The 13,013-nt window shown below is 71.1% G+C and carries 12 protein-coding genes; 7 read left to right on the forward strand and 5 right to left on the reverse strand.

The features are described from left to right. Positions 1-9: 9 nt before the first annotated feature. On the forward strand, positions 10-543 hold the full coding sequence (locus MMF94_RS03860) for an HD domain-containing protein (protein ID WP_241034834.1): 534 nt from the start codon (positions 10-12) through the stop codon (positions 541-543). Between the two features lie 6 nt (positions 544-549). On the opposite strand, the gene MMF94_RS03865 is transcribed toward MMF94_RS03860, so the two are convergent. Continuing rightward, positions 550-867 carry a hypothetical protein gene (locus MMF94_RS03865; protein WP_241034835.1) on the reverse strand — a complete coding sequence of 106 codons (318 nt, stop codon included), beginning with the start codon at positions 865-867 and terminating at the stop codon, positions 550-552. 133 nt (positions 868-1,000) lie between these two features. Between MMF94_RS03865 and MMF94_RS03870 the strand changes: the two genes are divergently transcribed. Then, complete coding sequence (locus MMF94_RS03870) at positions 1,001-2,182, forward strand: acyl-CoA dehydrogenase family protein (protein WP_241034836.1); 1,182 nt, start codon at positions 1,001-1,003, stop codon at positions 2,180-2,182. 9 nt (positions 2,183-2,191) lie between these two features. Here MMF94_RS03870 and MMF94_RS03875 read toward each other — a convergent pair whose 3' ends face one another. Beyond that, a complete protein-coding gene (locus MMF94_RS03875; protein ID WP_241034837.1) occupies positions 2,192-2,962 on the reverse strand; it encodes a crotonase/enoyl-CoA hydratase family protein in 771 nt (256 codons plus the stop codon). Continuing rightward, positions 2,959-4,488 (reverse strand): AMP-binding protein, encoded by a 1,530-nt coding sequence (locus MMF94_RS03880; RefSeq protein ID WP_241034838.1) that lies wholly within the window; start codon positions 4,486-4,488, stop codon positions 2,959-2,961. The genes MMF94_RS03875 and MMF94_RS03880 overlap by 4 nt, the downstream gene beginning before the upstream one ends. Before the next feature lie 755 nt (positions 4,489-5,243). On the opposite strand from MMF94_RS03880, the gene MMF94_RS03885 reads away from it, so the two are divergent. Continuing rightward, the gene (locus MMF94_RS03885) at positions 5,244-6,056 is read left to right on the forward strand and encodes an SAM-dependent methyltransferase (protein ID WP_241034839.1); all 813 of its coding nucleotides are present in this window, start codon (positions 5,244-5,246) and stop codon (positions 6,054-6,056) included. Between the two features lie 13 nt (positions 6,057-6,069). On the opposite strand, the gene MMF94_RS03890 is transcribed toward MMF94_RS03885, so the two are convergent. Then, positions 6,070-7,002 (reverse strand): glutamate ABC transporter substrate-binding protein, encoded by a 933-nt coding sequence (locus MMF94_RS03890; protein WP_241034840.1) that lies wholly within the window; start codon positions 7,000-7,002, stop codon positions 6,070-6,072. A gap of 150 nt (positions 7,003-7,152) precedes the next feature. On the opposite strand from MMF94_RS03890, the gene MMF94_RS03895 reads away from it, so the two are divergent. Beyond that, complete coding sequence (locus MMF94_RS03895; RefSeq protein ID WP_241034841.1) at positions 7,153-7,908, forward strand: SDR family NAD(P)-dependent oxidoreductase; 756 nt, start codon at positions 7,153-7,155, stop codon at positions 7,906-7,908. Positions 7,909-7,923: 15 nt separating this feature from the next. Here MMF94_RS03895 and MMF94_RS03900 read toward each other — a convergent pair whose 3' ends face one another. After that, on the reverse strand, positions 7,924-9,627 hold the full coding sequence (locus MMF94_RS03900) for a bifunctional metallophosphatase/5'-nucleotidase (RefSeq protein ID WP_241034842.1): 1,704 nt from the start codon (positions 9,625-9,627) through the stop codon (positions 7,924-7,926). A gap of 276 nt (positions 9,628-9,903) precedes the next feature. On the opposite strand from MMF94_RS03900, the gene MMF94_RS03905 reads away from it, so the two are divergent. The 3 genes from MMF94_RS03905 to MMF94_RS03915 all read left to right on the forward strand — a co-directional run bounded on the left by MMF94_RS03905 (position 9,904) and on the right by MMF94_RS03915 (position 12,959). Beyond that, positions 9,904-10,836 carry a LysR family transcriptional regulator gene (locus MMF94_RS03905; RefSeq protein ID WP_241034843.1) on the forward strand — a complete coding sequence of 311 codons (933 nt, stop codon included), beginning with the start codon at positions 9,904-9,906 and terminating at the stop codon, positions 10,834-10,836. A gap of 69 nt (positions 10,837-10,905) precedes the next feature. Next, a complete protein-coding gene (locus tag MMF94_RS03910; RefSeq protein ID WP_241034844.1) occupies positions 10,906-11,388 on the forward strand; it encodes an NAD(P)H-dependent oxidoreductase subunit E in 483 nt (160 codons plus the stop codon). Beyond that, positions 11,385-12,959 (forward strand): formate dehydrogenase beta subunit, encoded by a 1,575-nt coding sequence (locus MMF94_RS03915; protein WP_241034845.1) that lies wholly within the window; start codon positions 11,385-11,387, stop codon positions 12,957-12,959. The genes MMF94_RS03910 and MMF94_RS03915 overlap by 4 nt, the downstream gene beginning before the upstream one ends. Positions 12,960-13,013 lie beyond the last annotated feature (54 nt).

Raw genomic sequence — 13,013 nt, forward strand, 5'->3', positions numbered from 1 at the left:
ACGTCTGCCATGAAGCTCCGCGAGACCGTCCGCGACACCATGCGCACCGACCTGCTGGCGATGGCCGAGCTGCCCTACGGCGGGGAGGACGTGGACCAGCTCGCCCACGCGCTCCAGGCGGGCACCCTCGCCGTCGCGGCAGGGAGCCGGCCCGCGCTGGTGGCTGCCGCCCTGCTGCACGACGTCGGCAGGGTGCCGCGCGTGATGGATGCCTTCCCGGAGACCCCGCACGAGGAGGCCGGAGCGGCGTACGTCAGCGACCTGGTCGGTGCCGAGGCGGGCTGGCTGGTGGGGTCACACGTGCTGGCCAAGCGTGCGCTCGTGGCCACCGACCCGGACTACTTCGCGCTGCTGTCGCCCGCATCGGTGCGGAGCCTCGCCCGGCAGGGCGGCGCCGCGGACGCGGAGGAAGTGCAGCATTTCCTGCGCCACCCCCTCGCTGCCGATGCGATGCAGCTGCGGCGGTGGGACGACCAGGCCAAGGATCCGCAGGCCCGGCCGCTCCCGATGGACGAACTCCTGGACGCCGCCCTCAGTGGCTGATCAGGTCTACGGTCGAACCCGCACCACGACCTCGGTGTCGGTGACGCGCTCGACCCCGACGGTGAAGCCTTCGGCCTGCGTCTCCCCGCCCACCGGCGCCGTGATGCGCTGACCGGCGACCTCCAGTTCGGCCGTGCCTGCGTTCACCCCGACGAGCTTGGCCTCGATGCCCAGCACGGACACGGCGGCGGCGCCGTCGCGGGGGAAGGTGATCGTGCAGCCGTCTAGACCGCAGTCGGTGTTCGAACCTGCGCCTCCGCATCCGGCGATGAGGACGAGAGCGGTGAGTGTGGAGAGGACGAGCGCTGCGGGGCGACGGGTCATGATCGCCATGGTACGTGCCCACTGGTCCGTTTTGTCCGGGTGCCGTTGCCACCCGGCGAGATCCGTCACCTGTCCGCGAAGCGGCTGATGCAGTAGGCAAGGACTCATCCGCACACCCGACTTGGGGGGAACGATGAGCGAAGGGCCTGCTGCCGAGCGGCGTCGGGAGTTCGTGGCCGTCGCCGACCGGCTGGCCGGGCGCTTCGCCGAGCGCGCGGCGGCCCACGACGTGGAAGCCAGCTTCCCGCACGAGAACTATGCCGACCTCACCGACGCCGGGCTGCTGCGGCTGACCGTTCCCGAGGAGCTCGGCGGGCTCGGCGCGGGACTCGGCGACGTGCTGGCGGTGCTCGAACGGCTCGCGACGGGCGACGGGGCCACCGCGCTCGCCGTCACGATGCACATCTCCCCGCTCGGCCAGTGGGCCGCCGTCTGGCGGCGCACCGGGAACCCGCGACTGGCGCACCTGCTGCGGCAGGCAGCGGAAGGTTCGCTGGTGTGGGCGGCCGTGACCGGCGAGCCGGGCATCCGCAACGACATGACCGACGCCCGCACGGCCGCCGAGAAGGTCGACGGCGGGTTCGTCCTCACCGGCCGCAAGGTCTTCGCGACGAACACTGCGGTCGCCACGCACTTCTCCACCACCGCCCGCCACGAGGACGCCGACGGCGGGCCGCGGCTGCTGCTCTGCCAGGTGGCGATGGATCAGCCCGGTGTGCGGGTGCACCCCACCTGGAACGCGATGGGGATGCGTGCCACGCGCAGCGACGACCTCGAGCTCGACGGCGTCTTCGTGTCCGACGAGCAGGTGGTGCACTCGCTGCCGGTCGGCCACCTGGACGCGCGGGTGCTCGAAACCGTCTGGTCGTGGGCGATGCCGTCGTTCGGAGCGGTCTACACCGGGATCGCGGCGGGAGCGCTGGACTGGACCGTCCAGCGGATCCTGCGCTCGGGGCGGGCGGACGACCCGGTTGTCCAGGACGTGATCGGCGGGTGCCGGATCCTCCTCGACACCTCGCGGGCGATGCTGGCGAGCCACGTCGACAAGGTGGAGAACGGCCGCCTCCTCGACCGGGGAGTACAGGGTGGGCTGGCCTGGTGTGCCACGGTCAAGTACGTGGCCGCCACCAACGCGGTCGAGGTGCTGCAGCGGCTCGTCGACGTCGTGGGCGGGCCCGCCTACACCAGGAACCAGCCGTTCGAGCGCATGTGGCGCGACGTCCAGGCCGGTCCGATCATGCCGATGAGCAACCTCGCCGCCCGCCGTCTGATCGGCGCCGACACGCTCGGCGTGACCGTCGCGCCGGTCAGCTGACCGGCTGGGTCACGAGCCGGTGAACGACCCGTGCCTGCCCGCGCCGCCCGCGAACCGCGCGGCGCCGGCGATCGCGTCGGCCGCCAGCGACACCTGGCCGTGTGCGAACTCCGCGTCCAGCGCGTCGGCCTCGGAGAGCCCTTCCTGATCGAGCACGGAGAGCCGGTCGCGGCGCATGCAGGTCTGCGGGAACGCCGCCAGCTGCGTGGCGAGCTCGTGGGCTGCGGCGAGCGCGTCCCCTGCCGGTACCACCCGGTTGGCCAGGCCGATCGCCAGCGCCTCCGCGGCGTCGACCGGCCGCCCGGTGAGGATCATGTCCATCGCACGGCTCGTGCCGATCAGGCGCGGCAGCCGCACGGTGCCACCGTCGATCAGCGGGACGCCCCACCGCCGGCAGAAGACGCCGAACACGGCGCTCTCGTCGGCCACCCGCAGGTCGCACCACAGCGCCAGCTCCAGCCCACCGGCCACGGCGTATCCCGAGACCGCGGCGATCACCGGTTTCGACAACCGCATCCGGGTCGGCCCCATCGGGCCGTCACCCTCGGGGTCGACGCGGTTGCCGCGCTCGGTACCGACCGCTGTGAGGTCGGCGCCCGCGCAGAAGACGCCGCCCTCGCCGTGCAGCACGGCGACCGCAGCGTTCTCATCGGCGTCGAACGCGCGGAACGCGTCGGCCAACTGCGCGGCGGTGGCTCCGTCGACGGCGTTGCGGCGCTCGGGGCGATGCAGGAACACCGTGGTGACGGGTCCGTCGCGCTCCACGCGGACCGCGGTCACGACCGGCCCCACAGCGGGTCACGCAGCGCCCGGCGCAATACCTTGCCCACCGGCGACAGCGGGAGCGCATCGACCACGTGTACCTCCTTCGGGACCTTGTAGCCGGCCAGCCGGGCACGGACCGCACCCCGCAGCTCCTCGGCGGCCGGCGGCTGCACGCCCGGCCGGAGCGTGACGAATGCGGTGACCGCCTCCACCCACGTCTCGTCCGGCGCCCCGACGACGGCGGCCGCGGCGACGGCGGGGTGCGTGAGCAGCGCCTCCTCGACCTCACGGGGGTAGACGTTGTACCCGCCGGTGATGATCATGTCGCTCGTGCGGTCGACCAGGGTGAGGTAGCCGCGCTCGTCGACCCGGGCGAGGTCACGCGTGCGTACCCACCCGTCGGTCGTGATCGTCTCGGCGGTCAGCTCCGGCGCCGCGTAGTAGCCCGCCATCGCGAACGGGGCGCGCAGCTGTAGCTCACCCACGTCGCCCACGCCCAGCGGCCTGCCCTCCTCGTCGGCCACCCGCACCTCGGCGTCCACGGACGGGTGCCCGCAGCTGCCCCACAGGCCCGGGTCGGCATGGTCGCCCTTGTCGAGCACGGTGATCGCGAGCGGGGCCTCGGTCTGGCCGTAGTATTGCACGAACCGCGGCCCCCACAGGTCGAGCACCTGCTCCAGCAGCGGGCCGGGCATCGGGCTCGCCCCGTAGAAGGCCGTGCGGAGATGGGAGACGTCGCAACGTTCGGCTGCGCCGGACGCGACGAGCATCCCCAGCATCGTCGGCACCAGGTTGATCTCGGTGGCCCGGTGTGCGGCAACCGCGTCGAGGTAGGTGGCGGGGTCGAACCCGGGCAGCACGGCGGAGACGCCGCCGCGGACCCAGTACGGGAGCACGAAGGTGCCGCTCGCGTGGATCAGCGAAGCCGCGTGCAGCATCACCGAGTCCGGCCCCGGAGAGACGAGGTTGGCCAGGACGTTCGCCGTGATCGCGGCCCAGCTCGCCTGGGTGTGCACCACGGCCTTCAGAGCACCCGAGGTACCCGAGGTGTAGGCGACGACGACGGGGTCGTCCGGCTGCGCGGGGAGCATCGGGTCGCGCCCCGACGCGGCTGACATCTCCGTGATCAGGTCGGGGGCGTCCACCACGTCGGTCGGGCCCAGGCACGCCGGCCGCAGCCCGTCGAGCCGCGCCACCAGCTCGCTCGCCCGCTCCGCGAGCGCGGGGCTGTGCACCAGCAGGCGCACACCGGTGGCCTCGATCATTCTGGTCTGCTCGTCCAGCGACAGCCGGGGGTTGAGCGGGACGCGTGCCACGCCGGCCTTGAGGCACGCGAAGTCGATCGGTACGGACCACAGCCCGTTGTCGACCAGCAGCCCGACCCGCGCACCCCGCTCCATTCCGAGCCCGCCGAGCACGTGGGCCAACCGGTTGGCCGCGCCGTCGACCTCGGCGAAGGTCATCGACTCGGCTCCGGCGACCACGGCCGTACGCCTACCGTGCCGGGCTGCACCCCGGCGCACCAGTTCGACTGCGAGCATCAGCGTCTCCCCCCTGATCGCGCCCGAACCTACCTGCCCCCGGCAAGGCCCGGAGGGGAACGCGGAAAGGTCGGGACAGAGCCCCATCCGGGTGAATGTGAGAATCCCGGAGACCCGTCCGAAACGCCTCGTGCGACGCCGTGCGCCGATCACGCCGGTGCAACGGACCGTGTTCCCATCGGAGCACACGGGACGTCGCCGGCATCCGGCCGACGATCATCAGATCGAAGAAACCCCAGGTCATGTCATGGATGAGGGCCGTCGTGGCCGTCGCGACCGATCGACTGCCTTACGCGCGACAACCAGCCGTCGGCCGGACGTGGACGCGCTCGTCCGGGTCGGCGGCCATAACCGTGACGTGACAACTGGCCGGATTTCAGAAAAGGGCCGGTTAACAGTTCTCCGGCCTCCTGCGAGCCCTGAGAGAACCGCTCGGCGCCAATCCCCCCGGGAGTCGAGCGGCCAGTCACGGTCCCGCTGGACTTCACGGTCCAGCGGGACCGTGGCGCCCTTCCGAACCGGCCACGGCGCAGGCCGGTACCGCAGAGCGTGATCTCCGGTGCGTCGATCAGCCGGTCGCGGAGCAGCCCGACTGCCTCGAACAGGACGGGCGCGAGGCTCCCGAGCAGACCTGGGCCGACACCCCGAATCCCGTACGGACCGATCGGTCAACGGCGGTCCGAACCGCGATGATCGTCCTAGACTCGGCGCGCTGTCGACCATGTCGGTTTCGAGACCGAGGAGTGAGAACCACGATGTCGAGTGCCGCACCTCCGTACGTCGACACGACGAAGGCCAGCGTCGCGAGGGTCTACGACGCCTTCCTGAACGGCACCGACAACTACGAGATCGACCGCGAGGTTCTGCGCCGCATCCAGCAGGTGGCTCCCGAGGCCACCTTCCTCGGCCGGGACAACCGCGAGTTCCTGAACCGGGCCAGCCGGTTCATCGCCGGACAGACCGAGATCACCCAGTACCTGGACTGCGGTTCGGGTCTGCCCACCGCGGAGAACACCCATCAGGTCGTGCAGCGCATCCATCCCGAGGCGCGCGTGGTGTACGTCGACAACGACCCCGACGTGCTCAGCCACGGCAGGGCGCTACTGGAGGAGAACGACCGCACCCACCTGATCGGAGCCGACATCTTCGAGCCCAGCCAGGTGCTGGACAACGAGGTGGTGCGCAAGCAGCTCGACTTCTCCGAGCCCATCGCGCTGTACCAGTGCGGCACCCTGCACCACTACACGGGCGAGCGGAGCGCCGAGATCATGGGCGAGTACATCGACGCCCTGCCGTCGGGCTCGTACCTGGCGCTGAGCCACTTCTTCGACCCCGAGACCACCGAGGACAGCGCGCTCGCCCGGAAGATGGAGGACATCTTCCTGCACAGCCCGATGGGCAGCGGCATGTTCCGTACTCGCGCCGAGATCGAGAGCATGTTCGCCGGGCTCGAGCTGGTCGATCCCGGCCTGGTGTTGTGCGCGGACTGGTGGCCGGACGGTCCTCGCGTCAAGCCGCTGGTGCCGGTGCAGCGCTGCATCGTCGGGGCGGTCGGCCGCAAGCCCTGACCACGGACCGAGATCAGGAGCCCGCCACGGAGCCGATCGCCGGCGGGGTCGGTGCGCTGCCGCTCACGACCGTGCCGAGGGTCGCCTTCCACAGCTTCGCCCAGCTGCCGGTGACATAGATCTTCTGGAGCCACTCGTCGACGAAGGCCTTGGCCGTCGGGTCGCCGAGAGGGAGCCCGATGCCGTAGGACTCCTGGGTGAACGGCTCACCGACGACCTTCACCCCTGGGTCGGTGCTCGCGTCGGAGACGAGGATCACCTGGTCGATCACGTACGCGTCGGCGCGGCCCTGCTGCACCGCGGCCACGCACTCGGAGTCGTGCTCGAACGTCACCAGGTGGGCCGCGGGGGCCGCTCTCTGCAGCGCGAGCACCGCGGTGGAGTTCGCCTGGGTCGCGACCGTCTTGCCGTTGAGGTCACTGACTCCGTGGATCGCCCCGTCGCCCGCCCTGACCATGATCGCGTCGCCCGAGGAGTAGTACGGGCCGGCGAAGGCGACCTTCGTCGCACGCTCCGGAGTGATCGAGTAGGTGGCGACCACCGCGTCCACCGTGCCGTTCTGCAGCAACGGCTCGCGAGTGTCCACGTGGGCCGGGGTGATCGCGACGGCGTTCATGGGCTTGCCGGTGATGTAGTGCGCGAGCATCTCCGCCAGCCCGGCGTCGAACCCGGTGACCCTGCCGGTGGTCGGGTCCCTGAGGGCGAAGAACGGCGTGGTGTCGCCACTTCCGACCTTCAGGGTGCCCCGCTGCCTGATCTTGTCCGCCCATGAGCCCGGGGTGATCGACGCAGGGTCGGCGACCGGTGAGTTCGCGATGATCGCGTCATACCGCTCCGTATCGGTCGTCCCCGGAAGCACGTGGGCTGTGCCGGAGTCGGCACACCCCCCGAGCGCGACGACGCAGGACACCACGGTTACGAGCACCCCCAATGCCCGAACGATCACAATACGCATCGTCATCGCCCCCAAGACGCCGCGATATTGCACGCAGCGTAACCAGACGGGGAATGACAGGGATGGCAGTCAAAGCACCCGCGCCCGGCTCTGTGACCCGTCGTACTGTCGAGATCCGGTACCGACGAGGAGGACACCCCCGTGGCGAACACCGGCATCGACTCGGTTCTGCGCGATCGCGTGGCTCTGATCACCGGGGCCTCCGGTGGTATCGGCCAGCAGATCGCCCGGAGGCTCGCCGAGAGCGGCACCGATCTCATGCTCACCTACGGCAGCCATGCCGACGAGGCCGAGCACGTCGCTGACCAGGCCCGCAAGCTCGGCCGCCGTGCCGAGGTCATGCAGGCCGACTTCGCGGACCCCGACAGCCCGGCCCGGGTCGTCGCCGCGGCCCGCGAACGGCTGGGTGACGTCGACGTGCTGGTCGCCGCGGCGGGGGTGGCCGAGCAGAGGTCATGGCCGGACGTCGACGGGGCGCTGTGGGACGAGAGCATGACCGTGAACGTCCGCGCCCCGTTCTTCCTCACCCAGCGGATGCTGCCCCGGATGATCGAGCGCGGGTTCGGCCGGATCCTGCTGTTCTCCTCGGTGGCCGCGTTCACCGGCGGGGTCATCGGACCGCACTACGCGGCGGCCAAGGCGGCACTGCACGGCCTGACGCACCACCTCGCGGCACGCGTCGCCGACACCGGTGTGACCGTCAACGCGATCGCTCCTGCCCTCATCGCGGGCACCAGGATGCTCCCGGTCGATCCGGACGGCCCGGCGCCCCCGATGATCCCCGTCGGCCGCCTGGGCACCACCGAAGAGGTGGCCGATCTCGCGCTCGCCATGCTCCGCAACGGGTACCTGACCAACAAGATCATCGCGCTCGACGGCGGTGCGTACCCCGACTGAGGCGCTCTCGTCCGGTCAGGACACGGTGATCCGGTCGGTGGCCGGGGGTGCGACCGGGCCCACCTCGGTCAGGTACGCGGCGAGACCGTCGATGTCGAGGCCGCCCACCACCCGGTTCGCGCCCTGGGTCAGCACGGAGAAGCCGTCGCCGCCGTCGGCAAGGAAGCTGTTGACGGTGATCCGGTAGGTGGCCGCGGGGTCGACGGGCGTGCCGGCGATGCTGAGTGCGCCGACGCGGGTGCCCGAGCAGGGATCGGCGGCCGTGCCCGACACCCCGCCGGGATCGACCGTGTAGGCCACCGACGCCGACGGCTGCAGCGTGCGTTCGGCCACGAACTGCTGTTCCAGCAGGCAGTCGAGCTGCGCGCCGGTGAGGTCCACCGTGGTCAGGTAGTTGTTGAAGGGCTGGACGGTGAAGGCTTCCTCGTAGGTGACGGGGCCGGCGTCCAGGTCGGCGCGCACGCCACCGGGGTTCATGAACGCGGCCACCGCGCCCTGCTCCTGGTCGGTGGCGGCGAGCTGGGCGTCGGCGATGAGGTTGCCCAGCGACGACTCGCCCACCAGGGTGCCGAACAGCGGCTCCTGGGCGCGGGTGAGAGCGCCCGTGGTCTCGCCCACCTGACGGGAGGCGATCGGCCCGAGCAGCGTGCGGTACCGCGCGACGAGCTCGGTCTCCGCCGGATCGGCCGGGACGTCGCGTCCCACGACCACGTTGGTGGCCGTGGCCATCAGCACGTTGCCGGTGGCGGGGTCGATCTGCAGGTCGATGTCGGTGATCAGGCGCCCGAACGAGCTCGCGCTGGTGACGACCTTGCCCGCGATCACGCAGTTGTAGGCCTGGTGGGTGTGGCCGCTGACCACCACGTCGATCGCCGGGGAGAACCCTTCGGCGATGGGGACGATCGGCCCCTGCAGCCCGGTGCAGTCGTTGATGCCCGCATTCGGGGCCTGCGTGCCGCCCTCGTGCAGGAGCACCACGATCGCCTCGACGCCCTGCTTCTGCAGCTCCTCCGCGTACCGGTTGCCGGTCTCGATCTCGTCGCGGAACTCCAGCCCGGCCACGCCGGACCGCGTGACGATGCCCGGCGTCCCCTCCAGGGTCATTCCGATGAACCCGATGCGGACGCCGCCGACCTCCTTGATCGCGTACGGCGCCAGCAGCGGTTCGCCGGTATCTGTGACGAAAGCGTTGGCCGAGAGGTACTGGAACTCCGCGCCCTTGTACGGCCGTTCCTGGTCGGCGCAGCCGTCGGCGGGGTGGCAGCCTCCGTTCTGGATGCGCAGCAACTCGTCGGCGCCTTCGTCGAACTCGTGGTTGCCCACGCTCGCCAGGTCGAGCCCGGCGAGTCCGAGTGCCTCGATCGACGGTTCGTCGTGGAACGCGGCCGACAGCAGCGGCGAGGCCCCGATGAGGTCACCGGCGGCCACGGTGATCGTGTTCTCCTGCTGTACCTGACCGGCGAGCTGCGCGAGCTGGGTGGCGAGGTACTCCACACCACCGGCCGGGGCGCCGGCGATCGTGCCGCTGGATCCTGTCGGCGGTTCGAGGTTGCCGTGGAAGTCGTTGAGTGCGAGCAGCTGCACCGCGACCGGCTCGGGGCCGGTGTCCCCGCCGTCTCCGTCGCCCCCGCCGCTGGTGGCGGCGGTCAGCGCCCCAGCGAGCAGCACACTCGCGGCCACCAGCACAGCGCGCCGGACCGGACGTGACGATCGAGGCATACGAGGCCCTCCACTGGCTACTGCCGCAGAACTGTGCCACAGCGGACACCACGAACCGGATCATGCTCGCATGATCGGATGAACAGGGCATTGCTGACGCTCGGCCGTCGAGCACCGGACGCGGAGCCCGACCACGTCACGGCCTGGTCACCGCGAGGTCCGCGGATCCGTCCTCACGGGGCCCTCACCTCGATCTCGGACGGGAGCGGGCGACTCGTGGGGCGGGTGCGCGACCCCGGCTTTGCGCTTCTGCCTCCGCGCCGGTATCCCTGTCCGGTGCTCCTGCGCCAGCTGGAATATCTCAGCGCCCTCGCGCGGGAACGTCATTTCGCCCGAGCGGCGGCCGCGTGCCACGTCTCGCAGCCGGCGCTGTCTGCGGCGATCCGCAGGCTGGAGGCCGATCTCGGGGTGCAGATCGTGCGGCGGGAGCGGCGCTTCGGCGGCTTCACACCGGAGGGCGAGCGGGTGGTGCTGTGGGCACACCGCATGCTCGCCGACCGCGACGCGCTGCGGCAGGACCTGGACCGGATGGCAGGTGGTCTCACCGGCCGGCTCCGCATCGGCGCCATCCCGACGGCGCTCACCGCCGCTCCCCTGCTCACCGGCCCGTTCAGCGAGCTGCACGGGCGGGTGCGGATCTCCTTCGAGTCGTTGTCCTCCCGCGAGATCGTGCGCAGGCTGGCCGAGTACGAGCTCGACGTCGGTATGACCTATGTCGACGGTGAACCGCTCGGCGGCGCGGTGCGCACCGTCCCGCTCTACCCGGAGCGCTACCTGCTGCTGACGCCCGACGACTCGCCGCTCGCCGAGCGGACCACCGCCGCGTGGGACGACGCTGCGACGCTGCCGCTCTGTCTGCTGTCGCCGGACATGGAGAACCGGCGGATCATCGACCGCGCCTTCACCGACGCAGGAGTCGCGGTGGAACCGATGCTGGAGGCCGACGCGGTGTCGGTGCTCTACGCGCATGTCGCCACCCACCGGTGGTCGACGATCATCGCGCACGCATGGTTGCATCTGTTCGGCGTCCCTGATGGGATGCGCATCGTTCCCATGATCCCGCCGGCCTCGAGCCATCGCATCGGCCTGGTCCTTCCCGACCGCGTTCCTGAGCCGATGCTCGCGCGTGCATTGCTCGACGTCGCGGGGTCGGTCGACATGCGTGCCGCCCTCGACCAGCTGCTGCGTCGCCACGTCCGCCGTTCATAGCTCCCGCTTATCACGGGATAGGCAAGATTGCTTTGAACTGTGGCACCTCAGAGCGGGACACTCGCGACCATGACGACGGACGTCACGGATCTCGCGGCAGTACGCGCTGAGCACGTGCGCAATATCGCGACAACGCTGCGGGACGTGCGCGGCCCGCTTTTGCCGATACTCCACGCGATACAGGAAGACCTGGAGTACATCGATCCGGCGGACGTACCGGTGATCGCCGACGTACTCAACCTCGCGGTCGCCGAGGTTCACGGCGTCGTCACCTTCTACCGCGACTTCCGGCGCGCCGCCGGCGGCCGCACCACGGTGCGGGTGTGCCAGGCGGAGGCCTGCCAGGCGGTCGGCGCCGAGGCGCTCGGCGAGCACGCGAAGCGACGCACCGGCGTCGGTTTCGGTGAGACCACCTCCGACGGCGCTGTCACGCTCGACGAGGTCTTCTGCCTCGGCAACTGCGCTCTCGGTCCGGCGGTGCAGGTGGGCGACCGGCTGCACGGCCGGGTCACCCCCGCCCGCCTCGACGCACTGCTGGGAGAAGCCCGATGACTGATCGTGTGCGGGTGTTCGTGCCGCGGGACTCCGCCGCGCTGTCGGTCGGTGCCGACGAGGTTGCCGAGCGGATCGCCGCTGCCGCCGGCACCGCAGGCCGTGACGTCGAGGTGGTCCGCACCGGTTCGCGCGGAATGCTCTGGCTGGAGCCGCTGGTCGAGATCGAGACGGCGCAGGGCCGCGTCGGGTACGGGCCGGTCGCGCCGGAGGAGGTCGACGGCCTGGTCGCCGCGGGCCTGCTGGACGCCGCACCGGAAGGCCTCGGACTCGTCGAGGACCTGCCGTGGATGCAGCGTCAGCAGCGGGTGACGTTCGCCCGCGTCGGGATCGTGGACCCACGCTCTGTCGACGACTACGAGGCCCACGGCGGCTACGCCGGGCTCCGGGCCGCGCTCGCGAAGACCCCGGCCGAGGTCGTCGAGGAGGTCGTGGACTCCGGCCTGCGCGGCCGCGGCGGCGCGGGCTTCCCCACGGGCATCAAATGGCGCACGGTGCTCGGCGCCGAATCGGACGTCAAGTTCGTCTGCTGCAACGCCGACGAGGGCGACTCGGGCACGTTCGCCGACCGCATGCTGATGGAGGGCGACCCGTTCACCCTCATCGAGGGCATGACGATCGCCGCCTACGCCGTCGGCGCCACCGAGGGCTACATCTACGTGCGCTCGGAGTACCCGGAGGCCGTCGAGGCGCTGAACGCGGCCATCGAGTCCGCCCGGCAGCGCGGCCTGCTCGGCGAGCGGGTGCTCGGCTCCGACCTGACGTTCGACATGTTCGTGCGGGTCGGCGCGGGCGCCTACATCTGCGGTGAAGAGACCTCGATGCTGGAGAGCCTCGAGGGCAAGCGAGGCACGGTGCGCGCGAAGCCGCCGATCCCCGCCCTCGAGGGCCTCTTCGGCCGCCCCACCGTCGTCAACAACGTGCTGTCGCTCGGCTCGGTGCCTGCGATCCTCGCCCACGGCGCCGCCGCGTACGCGGAGCTGGGCACCGGCCGCTCGCGCGGCACCAGCGTCTTCCAGCTCGGCGGCAACATCGCCCACGGCGGCATCTTCGAGACGCCCTTCGGGATCACGCTCGGCGAGCTCGTGCAGGACCTCGGCGGCGGCACGGCCTCCGGCCGGCCGGTGCGTGCGATGCAGGTCGGCGGACCGCTCGGGGCGTACGTCCCGGCGGAGCAGTTCCACCTGCCGATGGACTACGAGTCGTTCGCCGCGGCGGGCGCCATGCTCGGCCACGGCGGCGTGGTCGTGTTCGACGACACGGTGGACATGGCCGCGATGGCACGGTTCGCCTTCTCCTTCTGCGCGGAGGAGTCGTGCGGTAAATGCACACCCTGCCGCGTCGGCGCCGTCCGCGGTGTCGAGACGATCGACCGTATCCGCGCAGGTGAGGACCGCACGAAGAACCTCGTGCTGCTCGACGACCTGTGTGAGCTCATGACCGACGGATCCCTCTGCGCCATGGGTGGGCTCACCCCCATGCCGGTGTTGAGCGCGGTCCGCCACTTCGGCGAGGACTTCGGCGTCCCGGCGACCACCACCACAGGAACAACCGACGGGGGCACACCATGAGCGAGCTCGCGAGCGAGTCATCGACACAGCGACTCGTCGAAGCCACGACCGAGC

The sequence above is a fragment of the Pseudonocardia alaniniphila genome (assembly GCF_022524485.1).
Taxonomy (GTDB): domain Bacteria; phylum Actinomycetota; class Actinomycetes; order Mycobacteriales; family Pseudonocardiaceae; genus Pseudonocardia; species Pseudonocardia alaniniphila.